16 protein-coding genes are annotated in these 17,963 nt (G+C 63.3%); 15 read left to right on the forward strand and 1 reads right to left on the reverse strand.

What is annotated here, in order from left to right:
* Positions 1-181: 181 nt before the first annotated feature.
* From AC0V2S_RS07515 to AC0V2S_RS07545, 7 genes are all read left to right on the forward strand, one after another.
* Positions 182-1,162 (forward strand): quinone oxidoreductase family protein, encoded by a 981-nt coding sequence (locus AC0V2S_RS07515; protein WP_475509201.1) that lies wholly within the window; start codon positions 182-184, stop codon positions 1,160-1,162.
* Between the two features lie 10 nt (positions 1,163-1,172).
* Complete coding sequence (locus tag AC0V2S_RS07520; protein ID WP_475509202.1) at positions 1,173-2,021, forward strand: TauD/TfdA dioxygenase family protein; 849 nt, start codon at positions 1,173-1,175, stop codon at positions 2,019-2,021.
* A gap of 72 nt (positions 2,022-2,093) precedes the next feature.
* The gene (locus AC0V2S_RS07525) at positions 2,094-3,146 is read left to right on the forward strand and encodes a beta-keto acid cleavage family enzyme (protein ID WP_475509203.1); all 1,053 of its coding nucleotides are present in this window, start codon (positions 2,094-2,096) and stop codon (positions 3,144-3,146) included.
* 89 nt (positions 3,147-3,235) lie between these two features.
* Positions 3,236-4,564: an MFS transporter gene (locus AC0V2S_RS07530; protein WP_475509204.1), complete on the forward strand. Its 1,329-nt coding sequence runs from the start codon at positions 3,236-3,238 to the stop codon at positions 4,562-4,564.
* Positions 4,561-5,223, forward strand: a complete 663-nt coding sequence (locus AC0V2S_RS07535) for a DsbA family oxidoreductase (protein ID WP_475509205.1) — start codon at positions 4,561-4,563, stop codon at positions 5,221-5,223. Before AC0V2S_RS07530 ends, AC0V2S_RS07535 begins: the two co-directional genes overlap by 4 nt.
* The gene (locus tag AC0V2S_RS07540) at positions 5,220-5,540 is read left to right on the forward strand and encodes a Rieske (2Fe-2S) protein (RefSeq protein WP_475509206.1); all 321 of its coding nucleotides are present in this window, start codon (positions 5,220-5,222) and stop codon (positions 5,538-5,540) included. Before AC0V2S_RS07535 ends, AC0V2S_RS07540 begins: the two co-directional genes overlap by 4 nt.
* Complete coding sequence (locus tag AC0V2S_RS07545) at positions 5,537-6,547, forward strand: YeiH family protein (protein ID WP_475509207.1); 1,011 nt, start codon at positions 5,537-5,539, stop codon at positions 6,545-6,547. Before AC0V2S_RS07540 ends, AC0V2S_RS07545 begins: the two co-directional genes overlap by 4 nt.
* Positions 6,548-6,551: 4 nt before the next feature.
* Here AC0V2S_RS07545 and AC0V2S_RS07550 read toward each other — a convergent pair whose 3' ends face one another.
* Entirely contained in the window at positions 6,552-7,565 is a 1,014-nt protein-coding gene (locus tag AC0V2S_RS07550) for an AraC family transcriptional regulator (protein ID WP_475509208.1), read from the reverse strand.
* A gap of 296 nt (positions 7,566-7,861) precedes the next feature.
* Between AC0V2S_RS07550 and AC0V2S_RS07555 the strand changes: the two genes are divergently transcribed.
* The 8 genes from AC0V2S_RS07555 (at position 7,862) to AC0V2S_RS07590 (ending at position 17,875) form a co-directional block, all read left to right on the forward strand.
* A complete protein-coding gene (locus AC0V2S_RS07555) occupies positions 7,862-8,425 on the forward strand; it encodes an RBBP9/YdeN family alpha/beta hydrolase (RefSeq protein ID WP_475509209.1) in 564 nt (187 codons plus the stop codon).
* Between the two features lie 121 nt (positions 8,426-8,546).
* Entirely contained in the window at positions 8,547-10,451 is a 1,905-nt protein-coding gene (locus AC0V2S_RS07560) for a DUF1302 domain-containing protein (protein ID WP_475509210.1), read from the forward strand.
* Between the two features lie 38 nt (positions 10,452-10,489).
* Positions 10,490-11,848 (forward strand): DUF1329 domain-containing protein, encoded by a 1,359-nt coding sequence (locus AC0V2S_RS07565; RefSeq protein ID WP_475509211.1) that lies wholly within the window; start codon positions 10,490-10,492, stop codon positions 11,846-11,848.
* Positions 11,849-11,911: 63 nt separating this feature from the next.
* Positions 11,912-12,982 carry a WD40/YVTN/BNR-like repeat-containing protein gene (locus AC0V2S_RS07570; RefSeq protein ID WP_475509212.1) on the forward strand — a complete coding sequence of 357 codons (1,071 nt, stop codon included), beginning with the start codon at positions 11,912-11,914 and terminating at the stop codon, positions 12,980-12,982.
* Between the two features lie 21 nt (positions 12,983-13,003).
* A complete protein-coding gene (locus AC0V2S_RS07575) occupies positions 13,004-15,580 on the forward strand; it encodes an efflux RND transporter permease subunit (RefSeq protein ID WP_475509213.1) in 2,577 nt (858 codons plus the stop codon).
* A complete protein-coding gene (locus AC0V2S_RS07580) occupies positions 15,525-15,995 on the forward strand; it encodes an MEKHLA domain-containing protein (protein ID WP_475509214.1) in 471 nt (156 codons plus the stop codon). The genes AC0V2S_RS07575 and AC0V2S_RS07580 overlap by 56 nt, the downstream gene beginning before the upstream one ends.
* Before the next feature lie 236 nt (positions 15,996-16,231).
* A complete protein-coding gene (locus tag AC0V2S_RS07585; protein ID WP_475509215.1) occupies positions 16,232-17,140 on the forward strand; it encodes an SdiA-regulated domain-containing protein in 909 nt (302 codons plus the stop codon).
* Between the two features lie 102 nt (positions 17,141-17,242).
* A complete protein-coding gene (locus AC0V2S_RS07590) occupies positions 17,243-17,875 on the forward strand; it encodes a hypothetical protein (protein WP_475509216.1) in 633 nt (210 codons plus the stop codon).
* The last annotated feature ends 88 nt before the right edge of the window (positions 17,876-17,963 follow it).

Below are 17,963 nucleotides of genomic sequence, written 5' to 3' on the forward strand. Positions count from 1 at the left end.
GAAGCCCGCGACGTTCCACGTCAGCAGCCGTGGATAACTTATCCACAGCCTGTTCACTCCTCCATCCCGCCTGTCACGAAATGAAAAGCCCCTGTCGTGCGATGAGAAGCACCCGTACGGGCCCCGGTTCTACAGTCCAATCCACGCTATTGGTGGCTCATAACAAGACTGGAGAACAGGCATGGCCAAAGCCGTCCGATTTTACGAGGCAGGGGGTCCGGAGGTTCTGCGTTACGAGGATGTCGAGGTCGGCGAACCCGGCCCCGGTCACGTGCGCATCCGCCATGTAGCCGTCGGCTTGAACTATGCCGACACCTACTTTCGCAATGGCACTTATGCCATCCCGCTGCCCAACGGCATCGGCGTGGAAGCCGCCGGCGTGGTGGTGGCCCTTGGTGAAGGCGTCACCAACGTCAGCGTCGGTGACCGCGTCACCTACACCGGCTTTATCAACACCCTCGGCGCCTACAGCACCGAGCGCCTGATTCCTGCGGCGCCGTTGATCAAACTGCCGGAAACCATTGCCTTCGAAACGGCAGCGGCAATGACCATGCGCGGCCTCACCTCGGCCTACCTGATGCGCCGCATTCACGCCTTCAAACCGGGCGACAGCATCTTGCTGCACGCGGCAGCGGGTGGCGTCGGCCTGATCGTTTCGCAGTGGGCCAAGCTGCTCGGCCTCAACGTGATCGGCACCGTTTCCACCGATGCCAAAGCTGAAGTGGCGCGTGCCCACGGCTGCGACCACACCATTAACTATGGCGTGGAAGACGTGGCCAAGCGGGTGCGCGAGCTGACCGATGGCCGTGGTGTGGATGTGGTGTTCGACAGCGTGGGAAAAACCACGTTTGCCGGCTCCCTCGACTCGCTAAAACGTCGCGGCCTGCTGGTGTGCGTGGGCACCGCTTCCGGACCGATTCCACCGTTCGACCCGGCGCTGCTGGCCGTCAAAGGCTCGCTATTCGTGACTCGCCCGGCATTGGCCGACTACATCGCCGACCCGGCGGAAAAAGCCGAACTGGCCGGTGAGCTGTTCGACCACGTCGGTAGCGGCCGCATCAAGATCGAGATCAACCAGCACTACGCGCTGCAAGACGCCGTGCAGGCGCATCGCGATCTGGAGTCGCGCAAAACCACTGGCTCATCGATTTTCGTCATTTGAGGAGCGTGCCATGCGAGTCGAACAACTGACCTGCGCTCTTGGTGCCGAACTGAGTGGCGTCAACCTCGGCGAGGCCGCCCGCGACGACGGCCTGTTTGCCGAAATCAAAGCGCTGTTGCTGCAACACAAGGTGCTGTTTCTGCGCGATCAGGATTTCAGCCGCGCCGAACACGTGGCCTTTGCCCGGCGCTTTGGCGAGCTGGAAGACCACCCGGTGGCCGGCAGCGACCCGGAGTATCCGGGCCTGGTGCGCATCTACAAATCGCCGGACGCGCCGAACGACCGCTACGAAAATGCCTGGCACACCGACGCTACCTGGCGCGAGATGCCGCCGATGGGGTGTGTGCTGCGCTGCGTGGAATGCCCGCCGGTGGGCGGCGACACCATGTGGGCGAACATGGGCCTGGCCTACGAAAACCTGCCGGCCGAGATCAAAAGCAAAATCGAAGGCCTGCGTGCTCGCCACAGTATCGAGGCCAGTTTCGGTGCGGCCATGCCGCTCGAAAAACGCCTGGCACTCAAGGCCATGTACCCCGACGCCGAGCATCCGGTGGTGCGTACCCATCCGGAAACCGGCGAGAAGGTGCTGTTCGTCAACGCCTTCACCACCCACTTCAGCAACTACCACACCGCCGCCAACGTGCGGTTTGGCCAAGACGCCAACCCCGGTGCGGGCGAGCTGCTGCGCTATCTGATCAGCCAGGCGTACATCCCCGAACACCAGGTGCGCTGGCGCTGGAAGCCCAACAGCGTGGCGATCTGGGACAACCGCTCTACCCAGCACTACGCCGTCATGGATTACCCGGCCTGCCATCGCAAGATGGAGCGCACCGGCATCATCGGCGACAAACCGTTCTAGACCCCTTTCGGCCTGCTCCGTTTTCTACCGTGCCGGAGCGGGCCTTTTTAACAAGAATAAAAGAGAGGCCCCATGCAATTCTTCGACGACTCGCTGCACCCGGAAAACATGGAAAAGGTGGTAATCACCGTTGCCCCCTACGGCCCGGAATGGATGCCTGCCGACTTCCCGGAAGACATTCCGGTGACCATGGACGAGCAAGTGCAAAAGGCCGTGGACTGCTATGAAGCGGGCGCCACCGTGCTGCACTTGCACGTACGTGAACTGGACGGCACCGGCTCCAAGCGCCTGTCCAAATTCAACGAGCTGATCGCCGGCGTACGCGCCGCGGTGCCAGACATGATTATTCAGGTCGGCGGCTCGATCTCGTTTGCTCCCGAGGGCGATGGCGAAGCGGCCAAATGGCTGTCCGACGACACCCGCCATATGCTCGCCGAGCTGACACCCAAGCCCGACCAGGTGACGGTGGCAATCAACACCACCCAGATGAACATCATGGAGCTGCTCCACCCGGAATACCTGGCGGGCACCTCGCTGGACAACCCGGGCATCCACGCCGCCTACAGCGAAATGACCGTGCCGGCCGGCCCGGGCTGGGTGGCTGAGCACCTCAAGCGTCTGTGCGCCAACGGCATTCAGCCGCACTTCCAGCTCACCGGCATGCACGCCCTGGAAACCCTGGAACGCATGGTGCGCAAAGGCCTCTACAAAGGCCCGCTGAACCTGACCTGGATCGGCATCGGCGGCGGTTTCGACGGCCCGAATCCGTTCAACTTCTTCAACTTTATCCACCGCGCTCCGGATGGCTGCACCCTGACGGCCGAGTCGTTGCTGAAGAACGTGCTGCCGTTCAACGCGATGGCGTTGGCCATGGGTCTGCACCCACGCGTGGGCATTGAAGACACCATCATCGACCAGCACGGCAAGCGCTTCAGCTCGGTGCAGCAGATTCAGCAAACCGTGCGCGTGGCCCACGAGCTGGGTCGTGAAATCGCCAGCGGCAAAGAGGCGCGCGATATCTACCGCATTGGCGTGCAGTACGACAGCGTTGAGCAAACCTTGCAGGCCAACGGCATGGCGCCCAACCGCCGCGCCGGGCAGCTCGGCGTGCCGCAGCGCAGCTAAGGTAATGGGTACCCCGCGCCCCGGCGCGGGGGTGCCTGACCGCACCACTAAAACAATAACAAGCAGTTGCAGTGCAACGAGGAGGCGTCATGGCCTTTCATCACAGCGTGGGCGACGAGGTCGACACCTCGGTCGGCATTCCCCGCAGCTATGCCTGGGTCGTTTTTGCCCTGACCTTCGGCCTGCTCATTTCCGACTACATGTCACGCCAGGTCCTCAACGCCGTGTTCCCGCTGCTGAAAAGCGAGTGGAGCCTGTCCGATAGCCAGCTGGGCATGCTCAGCGGTGTGGTCGCCTTGATGGTCGGCTTGCTGACCTTTCCGTTGTCGCTGCTCGCCGACCGTATCGGGCGGGTGCGCAGCCTGGCCTTCATGGCGCTGCTGTGGAGCATCGCCACCCTGATCTGCGGCCTGGCCGAGCGCTACGAGCAAATGTTTGTGGCGCGGTTTCTGGTGGGCGTTGGCGAGGCGGCTTACGGCAGTGTCGGCATTGCCGTGGTGTTGTCGGTATTTCCCAAACATATGCGCGCCACCCTCACCGCTGCGTTTATGGCCGGCGGCATGTTCGGCTCGGTGCTGGGCATGGCCTTGGGCGGCGCCATTGCCGCGCACTTTGGCTGGCGCACGGCGTTTATCGGCATGGCCCTGTTCGGCCTGCTGTTGGCTGCCTGCTATCCGCTGATCGTCAGCGAGGCACGGGTGTCGCACACGCGTTTTACCAGCGCCGCTCAACAAGCCGCACAAAAGGCGACGCGGCCCCTGCGTACCTTGTATGCCAGCCGCTCCGTGGTGGCGGCGTATATCGGCAGCGGCCTGCAATTGTTTGTCGCCGGCACGGTGATTGTGTGGATGCCCAGCTACCTCAACCGCTACTACGCAATGGGCACCGACAAGGCCGGCGCATTGGCCGGCCTGATTGTGCTGTGCAGCGGCGCCGGGATGATTCTGTGCGGCATGCTCAGCGACCGCCTGTGCCGCGATGCGCCGGCACGCAAAATCGCCCTGGCCGTTGCTTATTGCCTGGGCAGTTGCCTGCTGTTGTCGCTGGCGTTTGCGTTGCCGCCGGGGCCGGCGCAGTTGCTGCTGATCGGCCTGGGCATGTTGATTGCCGCCGGCACCACCGGTCCTGCAGGGGCCATGGTCGCCAACCTCACCCATTACTCGGTGCACGGCACGGCGTTTGCCACCCTGACCCTGGCCAATAACCTGTTGGGTCTGGCGCCAGGTCCCTTTATTACCGGGCGGCTGTCGGATGTATTCGGGCTGCAAACGGCTTTCCAACTGGTACCGCTGGTGAGCATCGGCGCCGCAGCGGTGTTCTTCTATGCCCGTTGCCATTACCTGAACGACATCGCCCGGCTGCGCGGTGAGCCCAGCGCGCAAGAGCCTGTTGCGCCGCAGCTGGAGGCGCAGTCATGAGCCGTGCCCTGCGTATCGACGTGGCGTTCGACTTTATCTGCCCCTGGTGCCTGATCGGCAAACGGCAACTAGAACAGGCCGTGGCCCAGTTGCGGCAAGCGTTGCCCGACCAAGGCGTGAGCATCGACTGGCAGGGCGTCCAGCTGTTGCCCCATCTGCCTGCCATCGGCGAATCGTTTCACGACTTCTACCTACGCCGCCTGGGCAGCGAAGCCGCCGTGCGCGGTCGGCAGATGCAGGTGCAGCAGGCCGCCGAGGCTGTTGGCCTGCACTTCAATTTCGAGCGCATCCCGCGGATGCCCAATACAGCCGACGCTCACCGCCTGCTGTGTCAGGCCAAGGTGCTGGGCAGCCCGCAACAGCGCGACCAGTTGTTGGAGCGCTTATTCGCCGCGCATTTCCAGCACGGCGAAGACCTGGGCAACACCAACACCCTGCTGGCCATTGCCGAAGCCTGCGGCTACCCGCGTGAACCCATGGCGCGGGCGCTGTACAGCGACGGCAGGCCGTTTCAAGCGCCGCAAGGTAGCGCCAACAGCGTGCCGACGTTTGTCTTCGACCAGCAGTTGCAGCTCGAAGGCGCGCAGCCGGCCGAGCGGTTGCTGCAGGGCATGCACGCGGCGCTGAGCGTGCCGGTGCAAAGCAGCTCGCTGGTATGAGCCGCAGTGTTGTCGTGCCGGCCGCTCAGGTGCCGGCGGCCGGCCAGCGCGCGCTGCTGGAGCTTGCCGGCCACAGCATTGCGCTGTTCAACCTCGACGGGCACTTCCATGCCATTGCCGACAGTTGCCCCCATCAGGGCTCTTCGCTGTGCGCGGGCCACCTGCAAGGTCGGGTCATTCAATGCCGCGCCCACGGCCTGCGGTTCGACCTGGCCAGCGGCTACTTGCTCAACTCCACCGCGCTCAAGGTGACCACCTACCCGGTGCGCACCGAGGGCGAGCAGTTATTTATCGTTATCGAGGACTCCGCGCCATGAGCGCCATCGCTCTCACTCATTTCAACGACCGCGCCCGCGTATTGGCGCCGGGTATCACCGTCAGCCTGGTGGTCGCCGCCGCTGCCACCTTTCTGTCCGAACATTACGGCGCGCCGGTCATGCTGTTCGCCTTGCTGCTCGGGCTGGCCCTGAACTTTCTGGCCGGCGAAGGCAGCTGCAAGGCCGGCATCGAATTCACCGCCCGCACGGTGCTGCGCATTGGCGTCGCGCTGCTCGGCATGCGCATCACCCTGGAACAAATTGCCGCCCTGGGCTGGAAGCCGGTCGCGCTGGTCGTGGTGTTGGTGCTGGTCACCATCGGCTGTTCGGTGCTGGCTGCCAGGGCCATGGGTTTTCAGCGCCTGTTCGGCATGCTGACCGGCGGCGCTACGGCCATCTGCGGCGCGTCGGCGGCGCTGGCCCTGGCCGCTGCGTTGCCCAACCACCCGAAAAAAGAGCGCGCCACGCTGTTTACCGTGATTGGTGTGTCGGCGTTGTCGACTCTGGCGATGATCCTCTACCCCATGATCGCCAACGCGTTGGGCTTGTCGCCGCAACAGGCGGGGATCTTTCTCGGCGCCACCATTCACGACGTGGCGCAGGTGGTTGGCGCCGGCTACAGCATGTCGCCGGAAACCGGCGATATCGCCACGGTGGTCAAGCTGATGCGCGTGGCCATGTTGTTGCCGGTGATTCTTTGCGCGGCTCTGATCACCCGTGCCCAGGGCGTGGAGCCGGGCACCCAGCGGCCGCCGTTGCTGCCCTGGTTTGCCGTCGGTTTTCTGATTCTGGCGTGCATCAACAGCACCGGCTGGGTGCCGGCGCTGGTGCAGACCGGCGTCAACGAGGCTTCGCGCTGGTGCCTGGTGGTGTCCATCGCGGCGTTGGGCATGAAGACCCAACTCAAGGAGCTGGCCACGGTTGGCATCAAGCCGATTCTGCTGATGGTCGGTGAGACCGTTTTTCTGGTCGTTCTGGTGCTGCTGGTGATGCGCTGGGGCCTCTGACCGGCTACTTCTCGCGGCGCATGCCGTGCTCGCTGCGCCAGGCCGCTGGCGGAATGCCGAACTGGCTGATAAACCAGCGGGTAAACGAGCTGGGCATTGAATAGCCGAGCATGTCGGCGATACGCCCCAGCGAATAGCCGGGGTTTTCCAGGTAGCGGATCACCAGGTCACGGCGCACGCCATTGATCAAGTCGCTGAACGTCGCCTCGTTCTCTTCGAGGCGCCGCTGCAAGGTGCGCACGTTCATGCCCATGGCCATCGCGATTTGCTCGATGGTGGCCCGCCCCATGGGCAGCAACAGGTAGATGGCCTTGCGCACCTCGAACATCAGCGGCGAGTCCTGCTCCACCTGCAACGAGTCGAGAAAACGCTGGGCGTATCGCGCCATACCGGGGTCGGCCTGGGGGTTGGGCACGTCAAAGTCCGCCGCGTGGCAGACGATGCCGTTGAACTCGCTGTTGAATTCCACCTTGGGACCCAATACCCGACGATGCACTTGCACATCGTCGGGCGCGGCGTGGGTGAAGTTGACGCTGATCGGCCGCCAGTGGGTGCCGAGCAACGCGGCGCACAACCGGTACATCACGCCAATCGCCAGCTCATTGCCCTGCCGGCAACTGAGGCCCGCAGCGGTCACCACTTCCTCGCGGATGATCACCATGCTGCCGGCTTCTTCGATATAGATCGCCAACGAGTCATTAAGCAGGTGGCGGTATTGCACCACCACCTGCAACGCCTCGCGCAGGGTGCGTTGGTGGGTGAGTAGCAGGCTGACCGCGCCGAAGTCAGCAAGCTGGCGCGACTCGGCCATGCGCAGGCCGAAGTTGAGGCAGCCGCTGGCAGTGGCGGCGTTTTCCAGCACGCGCACGGCGGCATCGATGGGGATGCGTTGTTCCGGGTCCTGCAGCTGACTCTTGCTCAGGCCCACGTCATTCAGCAGCGCCTGGGGCTTGAGGCCCAGGTGCTGGGCGACCTCCAGGAAGTTGGTCAAAACCGCTGCGCGAACCAGTGTTGTCATTGTTCTAGTTCCTTCACAGGCACGGCCGTTTCAACGACCGCCGCGCATGATGCCCGATGCCCGCCCGAGCGGTCACGGGGATGTCACGAAATGAGAAATGGCACCCGTAACCCAGACTCTAGCAGCGTTCGATGACCACGACAGGCCCCCGTGGCCATGGCGTTGGCGCGGGGCTGTCATGAATAGCGAAATGGCTGACGCTTAATGTGAAGCGTCGCCAGGGCCCCGGCCTCTACTGTCTGCTCAACCCCGGCGTCTGTGCGCGCCGAACCCGGATTGGCAGTCAGGAGCTCCCTGTGGCGAACACCTCCGAAGTCACCGTGCTTTTTATTCCCGGCCTGCGCGACCACGTGGCGGAGCATTGGCAAACCCTGCTCGCCGCGCGCCTGCCCAATAGCCGCACGGTGCCGCCGCTGGAACGGGATGGCTTGAGCCTGGCCGCCCGAGTCGAGGCCATTCAGTGCGCACTGGATGCAATCGATGGCCCGGTGGTGTTGGTGGCGCACAGCGCCGGTGTGCTGATGACCGTGCACTGGGCGGCGCGTTATTCGCGGCCGATCCTCGGCGCCTTGCTGGTCACCCCGCCGGACCTTAGCTGCGCCTGGCCGGCCCAGTACCCAAGCCCGCAGGTGCTCGAGCAAAACGGTTGGTCGCCGTTACCGGCCGGGCCGCTGCCGTTTCCCAGCATCGTCGCTGCCAGCAGCAACGATCACCTGGCCAGCGTGGATGCCGTGCGGCTGATGGCCCGCGACTGGGGCGCCGAGCTGGTCGAGTTGGGCGCGGTAGGCCACCTCAACCCGGCTTCAGGCTACGGCGAATGGCCGCAGGCCGAAGCGCTGCTCAAGCGATTGCTGGGCTAAGGCCCGATACGGACGCACGCAATCCTTCCAACCCCACAAGGAACCCCTTTTACCCGCCCGCGCGGCCACCCCGCGTGTGCGACCTGCAGCAACCCATAACAACAAAAAGCGGAGTCACGCGATGTACAACACTAACAAACAGCACCGCCCGCCCTTGCGTCGAAGCCTGTTGGCCACCGCCATGGTGCTGGCCACCGTGCCGGCCGCCCAGGCCTTTGAAGTGGACGCCGGTAACCCGGACCTGTCCCTGCGCTTCGACAACACCGTGAAGTACAACTACGGCGTGCGCACCGAAAGCGCCGATACCCGCATGCTCGGCACGCCGAACAACAACGACGGCGACTACAACTTCCGCAAAGCCGGCACCAACATCACCAATCGCCTCGACCTGCTGACTGAACTGGATGTGGTCTACCAGAACCGTATGGGGATGCGCGTCAGCGGCGCCAGCTGGTACGACAAGGCGTATGACAACACCGGCTCCAACGCCAACCCGTTCGTCAACGGCAATGGCGACTACTCCTCCATCGCCGGCTGGGGTGGCCGACCTGCTGCTCCGGCGGTATTCGGCAGCTCGCACCTGAGCAACTATGCGCAGCGCTATTACAGCGGGCCGTCCGGCGAGATTCTGGATGCGTTCGTGTTCTACAGCACCGAAGTGGGCGAGCAATCGCTGCTGAGCATGAAGGCCGGCCAGCACAACGTGTTCTGGGGCGAAACCATCCTCAACCCGGTGCACTCGATCAGCTACGGCCAATCGGGCCTGGACCTGGCCAAACTGGCCGCCTCGCCGGGCACCGAAGCCAAAGAACTGTTCGTGCCGCGCAACCAGCTGTCCACCAGCTTCACCCTTAACTCCGAGTGGTCGTTCGGCGCTCAGTACTTCCTCGATTGGGATGCGGCGCGGCTGCCGGAAGCGGGCACCTACTACGGCTCTTCCGACCTGATTGGCGAAGGTGCGCAGTCGTTCATTCTGGGTCATACCGGCGGCATCGGTCTGGCTGGCCCGAACGGCACGTTGAGCAATATTCGCCGTGGCGACGACCTGACCCCGGACAACAGTGGCGACTGGGGCGTGATGGCCAAGTGGGCCCCCGAGTGGCTGGATGGCACCCTGGGTTTCTACTACCGCAAAACGTCCGACATCCTCCCGCAAGCCGTGCTCGATGCACGCAAATTGACCCTAGTCGGCAACGTGGCGGGCCTGCGTAACTCCATCGAAACCACGTCTTATCGCCTGGCCTACGGCGAGGACATCGATATCTATGGCCTCAGCCTCTCCAAGGACTTCGGCGGCGTTAGCGTCGGCAGCGACCTGAACGTTCGTCACGGCATGCCGCTGGCCAGTATTCCGGCGATTTACAGCCCGCTCCTGGTGAGCGGTGGCGGCCCGCTGACTCCGCGCTTTGCCAGTACTGGTGTGGTCGATGCCCCGCTGCACGAAGGCGACAGCATGAGCGCCACCGGCGACACGTTGCACTTCGTGTTGAACGGGCTGATGGCGCTGCCCAAGACTGCGTTCTTCGACGCCGCGAGCCTGTTGGGCGAGGTGTATTACAGCAACCTGCTGAGCCTCGATAGCAAGAACGAGGCGCTCTACAAAGGCAAGAGCACTTACCACGGCATCGACAAGGCTACCCGCGATAACTGGGGCATCGCCGTCAACTTCACCCCCACCTGGTATCAGGTGATGCCCGGTGTGGACCTGAGCGCGCCGATGTCCATCAACGTCGGTATCGACGGCGTTTCGCCGGTCGCCGCCGGCGGTGCCGAAGACACCGGCAACTACGCCTTCGGCGTCAGTGCGGCGGTTTACAACCAGTACTACGTCGACCTCAAGTACGTGGACTCCTTCGGCGACACCGAAAAATGCAAAAACGGCGCCACCGACGGTGCGCTGCCCAACGCCCTGGACGCGACCCAGCGTTACACCTGCTACGCCGGTGGCTACTCGTCGTTCTCCGGTGGCGGTGCCAGCGGCGAAGACCGCGGCGCGGTTTACCTGACGTTTAAAACCACCTTCTGATCCACGAATTACCCGCCTCAGCGCAGGAGAACAACAAGATGAAATTCGTGCACACCGTACTGTCTGTATCACTCGCCCTGGCCATGGCCGGCCAGGCCCATGCCGCCGTTTCCGCAACTGAAGCGGCGCAACTGGGCACCAGCCTCACCGCCATTGGCGCACAAGTGGCCGGCAACGCCGACGGCAGCATCCCGGCCTACACCGGCGGCCTGAATCAGGCGCCGGCGGGCTTCAAAAGCGGCGACAGCGTGCGCCCTGATCCTTTCGCCAGCGAAAAACCGCTGGTGGTGATCGATGGCAAAAACGTCGACCAATACAAAGACCAGCTCACCGCCACCACCGTGGAACTGGCCAAGCGCTTTCCCAGTTTTCGCGTTGAGCTCTACCCCACCCACCGTACCGCTGCCGTGCCGCAGGCCGTGCAAGACAACAGCGTGAAAAACGCCACCGGTGCCAAATCGCTGGAAGGCGGGCTGGCCATCGATAACGTGCTGCCGGGCGTACCGTTCCCGATTCCGCAGTCGGGCGCCGAAGCCATGTGGAATTTTCTGCTGCGCTACCAGGGCGTAACCATCAACTCCAAGTACGACTCGTGGAACGTCGACTCCGCCGGCGTGGCCAGCCTGGCCACCACCGGGCAGGCGTTTATCAGCTACCCGATCTACGAGGACATGGCCAAGCCGATTACCGCCAGCGCCACCTACTACCAGATGAAGCTGTACTACACGGCGCCGGCCCGCCGTGCCGGTGAGGCGATCATGCTTAACGATGCCGCCAACCCGTTGCAGCAACCGCGCCGCGCCTGGCAATACCTGCCCGGCGTGCGTCGGGTGAAGCTGGCGCCCAACCTCGCCTACGACACGCCGAACCCGGGCACCGCCGGCGCCGGCACCTACGACGACGTGTTCGTGTTCAACGGCGCGCTGGACCGCTTCGACTGGAAGCTGGTGGGCAAGCAGGAAATGATCGTTCCCTACAACACGTATCGCCTGACATACGCCCCGGACGCCAAAACCATCACCACGCCCAACCACCTGGCGCCGGACCTGGTGCGCTGGGAAAAACACCGCGTGTGGGTAGTGGAAGGCACGCTGAAAAGCGGCGCTCGCCACGTGTACGCCAAGCGTCGCTTCTACCTCGACGAAGACAGCTGGGTCGCTTTGGCCTCGGACCAATACGACGGTCATGGCCAGCTCTATCGCGGCTCGTTTGCCTTCCTGAGCCAGAGCTACGACAAGACCGTGCCGGACTCCACGCCCTTCATGATCTACGACCTGGTGGGTGGCTCGTACAACATCAACGGCGTGGTCGGCCCGTACGGCGGCATCCACTACATCGACGCGCTATCGAAGGCGCAGTGGTCACCCGAGTCGCTGGCTGGCGCGGGCATCCGCTGAGTTCGGGCGCCGGTGGGCATAGCGCCTATGCCCGCCGGCGCACCTTTAATGCCGAGATAGACCATGAACATTTTCATCAATGCCCTGCGACCTTTGCTGGCGCTGCTCCTGTGCAGCGTGTGCCTGGGTGCGCGGGCAGATTTTATCGACGTGCTGGATCTGTCTGCGCGTATCAGCCCGCTCGCCAGCGTGGCGCCGCTGAATGCCGTGCGCCGCTGCGGCGAGCGCCTGGTGGCGGTCGGGCAACGCGGTCATGTGCTGGTGGCCGACACCGCCGCCGGCCCCTGGCAACAAGCCCAGGTGGCCGCGAGCAGCGACCTGACTGCCGTGTACTGTCCCAGCGGCGAGCAAGGCTGGGCCGTGGGCCATGACGGGGTGATTCTGCACAGCGCCGACACCGGTCAGCACTGGACCAAACAACTCGACGGGCGCCAGATCGGCGCACTGATGCAGGCGCGGTATTCGGCGTTGGCCAATGCCGACCCGGCCAATGAAGAGTGGGCCAGCCGCGTGGCCGAAGCGCAGCGCATGGTGGAAGAGGGCGCCGACAAGCCGCTGCTGGATGTGTGGTTCGCCAACGACCAGCTCGGCTATGCCGTCGGCGTGTTCGGCCTGATCTTGCGCACCGACGATGGCGGCCAGCACTGGCAGCCCTTCGGCGAGTACACCGACAACCCGCAACGCCTGCACCTGAACGCCATCACCGCCGTCGACGGCGTGCCCTATATCGCCGGTGAGCAGGGCCTGTTGCTGCGCTGGAACGCCGAGCAGGGGCGCTTTGTCGCCCTGCAAACCCCGTACACCGGAAGCTTTTTCGGCGTAATCGGCGCCGCGAACGAACTGCTGGTGTACGGCCTGCGCGGCCATGTGTTGCGCAGCACCGACGAGGGCGCCACCTGGCAGCAGCTGGACACCGGCGTGCAAAGCAATATCACCGCCGCCGCGCGCGATGCTGCCGGGCACTTTGTATTTTTCACCCAGGCCGGGCATGTGCTGCGCCTGAACGTCTCGGGCCAGGCCCTGCAAGTGGTGCCACAAGCCGAGATGGCGCCGATCAGCGCCGCCCAGTTCAGCGCCGACGACAGCCTGGTGCTGGTCGGCAACCGCGGCGTGCGCAGCCAGCGCCTGCCCTAACCCGGTCAACGAGAAACCATCATGGGCTCCATCAAACAAGACAACATGCCGGTGATCCGCGACCTGCGCGATTTCGACCCCGCCAGCGGCAACCTGCTGGAGCGCCTGCTGTTCAACCACCGGCCGTGGTTTATCGCTCTTATTGCGCTGCTTTCGGTGCTGTTCGCCTACATGGCGCTCACCCGTCTGGAACTGCGGCCCAGCTTTGAAAAGATGATTCCGCAGAGCCAGCCCTATATCCGCAACTTCCTCGACAACCGCGACCAGCTGCGCGGCCTGGGCAACTCGGTGCGGGTGGTGGTGGAGAATCAGGCCGGCGATATCTTCGACCCGGCGTACCTCGCGGTGCTCAAGCAGGTGAACGACGATCTGTTCCTCACCCCCGGCGTCGACCGCGCCTGGCTGCGTTCGCTGTGGGCGCCCAGCGTGCGCTGGACCGAAGTGACCGAGGAGGGCTTTCAGGGCGGCGCGGTGATGCCCGATGCCTACGACGGCTCGGCCAGCAGCATCGAACAACTGCGCCAGAACATTGCCCGCGCCGGTGTGGTGGGCAGCCTGGTGGCCAACGATTTCCGCTCAAGCATGCTGGTGGTGCCGCTGCTGGATAAGGACTCCGCCACCGGCCACGGCATCGACTACTACGCCTTCGCCAAACGCCTGGAGGCGCTGCGCGACAAGGTTGAGCAGATCAACGCCACGGCGCAGGGCAAAGGCCCATACAGCGTGCGGGTGATCGGCTTCGCCAAATTGGTGGGCGAATTGATCGACGGGCTGGTGCAGGTCATGGCCTTTTTCGCCCTGGCCGTGGCCGCAGCATTCACCATTATTTTTCTCTACACCCGCTGCCTGCGTAGCACCTTGCTGGTGATTGGCTGCTCGTTGCTGGCGGTGGTCTGGCAACTGGGCATCGTTGCCTGGCTGGGTTACAGCATCGACCCGTATTCGGTGCTGGTGCCGTTTCTGATCTTCGCCATTGGCGTGTCCCATGCCGCGCAGAAAATGAACGGCATCATGCAAGACATCGCCCGTGGCACCCACAAGCTGATCGCCGCGCGCTACACCTTTCGCCGTCTATTTATCGCCGGGGTGACCGCGCTGCTGGCCGACGCCGTGGGGTTTGCCGTGCTGATGCTGATCGACATTCCGGTGATCCAGGACCTGGCCATCGCCGCCAGCATTGGTGTGGCCGTGCTGGTATTTACCAGCCTGCTGCTGATGCCGATTGCACTGTCCTATGTCGGCGTTGGCGCCAAGGCTGCCGAGCGTGCGCTGCGCATCGACACCCGCGCGGAGCAGCACCGTGGGTTCGGCCGCATGTGGGATGGCCTCAACCGCTTCACCACGCCGAAGTGGGCCACCGTCACCGTGCTGCTGGCGGCCCTGCTCGGTGTGGGCGGCTACCTGGTGAGCCTGCACCTGCAGATTGGCGACCTCGACCGGGGCGCGCCGGAGCTGCGCGCCGACTCGCGCTACAACCTCGACAACGCGTACATCACCAGCCACTACACGCTGTCCAGCGACCTGTTTGCGGTGATGATCAAAACCCCGGCCGAGGGCTGTCTGGACTACCGCACCCTGGTGCTCGCCGACCGGCTGGCCTGGGAGCTGCAACAGCATCCCGGAGTGCAGACCACCGTGTCGCTGGTGAACGCAGTACGGCAGATCACCGCCGGCTCATTCGAAGGCAACCCGAAAATGGCCAGCCTGCAGCGCAACCAGGACGTGCTCAACTACGCCGCCCAGCAAGCCTCAGTGAACGCCCCGGAACTGTTCAACAACCGCTGTTCGGTGATGCCAGTAATCGCCTTTCTCAAAGACCACAAAGCCGAAACCCTCGACGGCGTGGTGGCCATCGCCGAACGCTTCGCCCGCGACAACAGCACCGACGACCGCCAATTCCTGCTGGCCGCCGGCAGTGCCGGTATCGAAGCGGCGACCAATATGGTGGTGCGCGATGCCAACCGCAGCATGCTGTTGTACGTGTACCTGGCCGTGGCGATTTTCTGCCTGATCACCTTCCGCAGCTGGCGCGCCATGCTGGTGGCGCTGCTGCCGCTGGTGCTGACCTCGGTGCTGTGCGAAGCGTTGATGGTGGTGATGGGCATTGGTGTGAAAGTCGCCACCTTGCCGGTGATTGCCCTAGGCGTGGGCATCGGCGTGGACTACGCGTTGTACCTGCTGAGCGTGCAACTGCACTACCAACGCCAAGGCCGCAGCCTGAGCGATGCCTACCGCAGCGCCGTGGCGTTTACCGGGCGGGTGGTGGCGTTGGTCGGCATTACTCTGGCGGCCGGCGTGGTGTGCTGGGTGTGGTCGCCGATCAAATTCCAGGCGGACATGGGCATCCTGCTGACCTTTATGCTGCTGTGGAACATGCTGGGGGCGCTGATCCTGATTCCCGCGTTGTCGCACTTTCTGCTGCGTAACGTTGGCCAGACGCAACCGCTATCGGCCGAGGGCGCCGTTCAGCCCGCCGAGCCTTTGCACACCCCCAGTCGAGCGGCGAAGCTGTGCGCCTCTTTTCCGGCAGAAGATAAACCCCATGCACCCTTGGCAAACTCCCGCTGCCGTCCTGCAAGTCCGTCGAATACTGACTAGCTACCGCCACTGGTTCGGCGTCGAGCTGCTGCCCGGCGCCCTCGCCCTGAGCGCCGGGCAACTGGCCGAAACGGCCTACCATGCGCCGCGTACCTTGCTCTCCCACGGCACCCAGGCCGACCCCATCCTCAACTACGGCAACGCCGCCACCCTGGGGTTGTGGGGTTATAGCTGGGACGAACTCACCGCCACACCTTCACGCCTCACCGCCGAACCGATGGAGCGCAGCGAGCGCCACCGGTTTCTGGAGCAGGTGAGCCGCGACGGACACGTCGCTGACTACCGTGGCATTCGCATCGCCAAGAACGGCCAACGGTTCTGGATAGAACAGGCGGCGGTGTGGAATGTGCTCGACGAGCACGGCGAGAAGATTGGCCAGGCCGCCAGTTTTAGCGATTGGTTGGCCATCGCGTAGGTTGGGTTAAGCCGTAGGCGAAGCCCAACACTGCGGTTCGCAAGTGTCCTGTTTGACGGCAATGGTGGCGCTGATAAGGGCGTATCGTTGGGCGTCGCTTTGCTCAACCCAACCTACGAACCCACGAACTAATCAGCCCCATCAGGCTCTGAAACCTGCGGTTATCTATTACAACGCAAGTTGTAATAGCCGCCCGCCATACTCGGCGGCACTGATGGTTTAGAGCGGAGCGTGTAATGAAAGGCCTGTTTGCTTCCAGAGTTGTGCAGGGCTGTTTGGCCCTAGCGCTGGTTAGCACCGCCGCGATGGCCCAGCACAACCGCTACTTCGAGCGCGTGTGGTTCCAGATCGAACAAGCGGAAAACCCCGCCGGCCAGGCAAAGTTGCCGGGCTTTAAAGTGGATATCGAAGGGCGCGCCATCGGCGATCTCACCAATGTGTCCGCCTTGTCCTTCGACACCGAGCGACAAACCCTGGTCAGCGTCACCAACCAGCGCCCGCACTTTCTCGAGTTGTCTCTGGACGGCGAACTGCTACGCAGCATCCCCCTGTTGGGCTTCAAAGACCCGGAAGCCATCGAATACATCAGCCCTGGTGTGTACGTAATCGTCGAAGAACGCCGCCGCCGGCTGACCGAAGTGCACATCAACGCCGCCACCACCCAGATCGACATCGACGACCCCATCAACGCCCATCAACTGGACCTCAGCAGCGTCGGCGAAGAAAACAAAGGCTTCGAAGGCCTGGCCTACGACGCCGCCAACGAGCGTCTGTTTATTGCCAAAGAGCGCGACCCGATGCGCATCTTCGAAGTGAGCGGCTTTATGCACCACGGCCCCGGCCCGCTGCGCCTGCAAGTGCGCACCGACCCCGAGCGCGACCAGCGCCTGTTCCTCACCGACCTTTCGAGCCTCTACTACGACGGCGCCACCCAACACCTGTGGGCGCTTTCCGATGAGTCGAAAATGATCGTCGAACTCGACCAGCACGGCGAACCGCTCAGCAGCCTCAACCTGCGCGCGGGCAACCTGGGCCTGAAAGCCGATGTGCCGCAGGCCGAAGGCATGACGATGGGCAGCAATGGGGATTTGTATCTGGTGAGTGAGCCGAATCTGTTTTATCGGTTTAAGCGGACCGTTGAGTAGGGCGTAATGCCAGATTGACGAGTGGACAGGTTGACAGGTTGACGCTTGAGCTTCGCCCCACTAGCCTGCGGTTGTGGTTCACGCCAGCTAAGGACACCTCCCATGACGACCGCCGCCCGACTTCCTAACTCTGACAACAGCCCCCTTGCAGCGGCGAAAGCGATGTTGCTGGAGGGGTTTGCAGCCTTTCTGGAGAAAGTGCCCGAACCCGCGTTGGTTGAGCTGGCGGTCTTCAGTGAAGAGCCAGAGTTCTTCTGGCGGCTGTTGGGCCGGCTGGATAGCGACGACATAAAGAAGCTCAGCATCGGGGTTCGCAATCAAATCGCTTTTGCCAAAGGCAAGGGCCGCCTGTTTGAGCAGGTAAAGGCTTGCTACGAGTTACTCGACTCGCAAACCACCTGCACACTGCTGGGCATTAGCCGGCAGGCGTTAAGTAAAAAAGTGCAGGCAGGTCAGGTGCTGGCGTTCACCAACGGCTCTGCCAAGCACTACCCCGCTTTCCAGTTCGTAAACAACGCGGTAATTCCCGAGGTCGCCAAATTGGTCAGGGAAACCGGCGTTGAATTAAACGAAGTTGAATTCAACGTATTGATTGGTTTCCTTGGCGTAGGAATGGATTTTTCTGATCCGTTCGAGCCGGAAAATAAACACCGTCGTTACGCGCTGCTCTCCGATGAAGCAGCTTTCAACATCATTATTCGGGACTACAAAAACCGCTTTGAAATGGGCAAGTGAATAACTTCCCTCAACCGAAGGGCACCTGAATACGGAGCAGGAACTCCATTATCGATTCTCCGCAGCCCAGCTCCGTTTCTATGCGATG

This window comes from Pseudomonas sp. CC11G, from assembly GCF_056174845.1.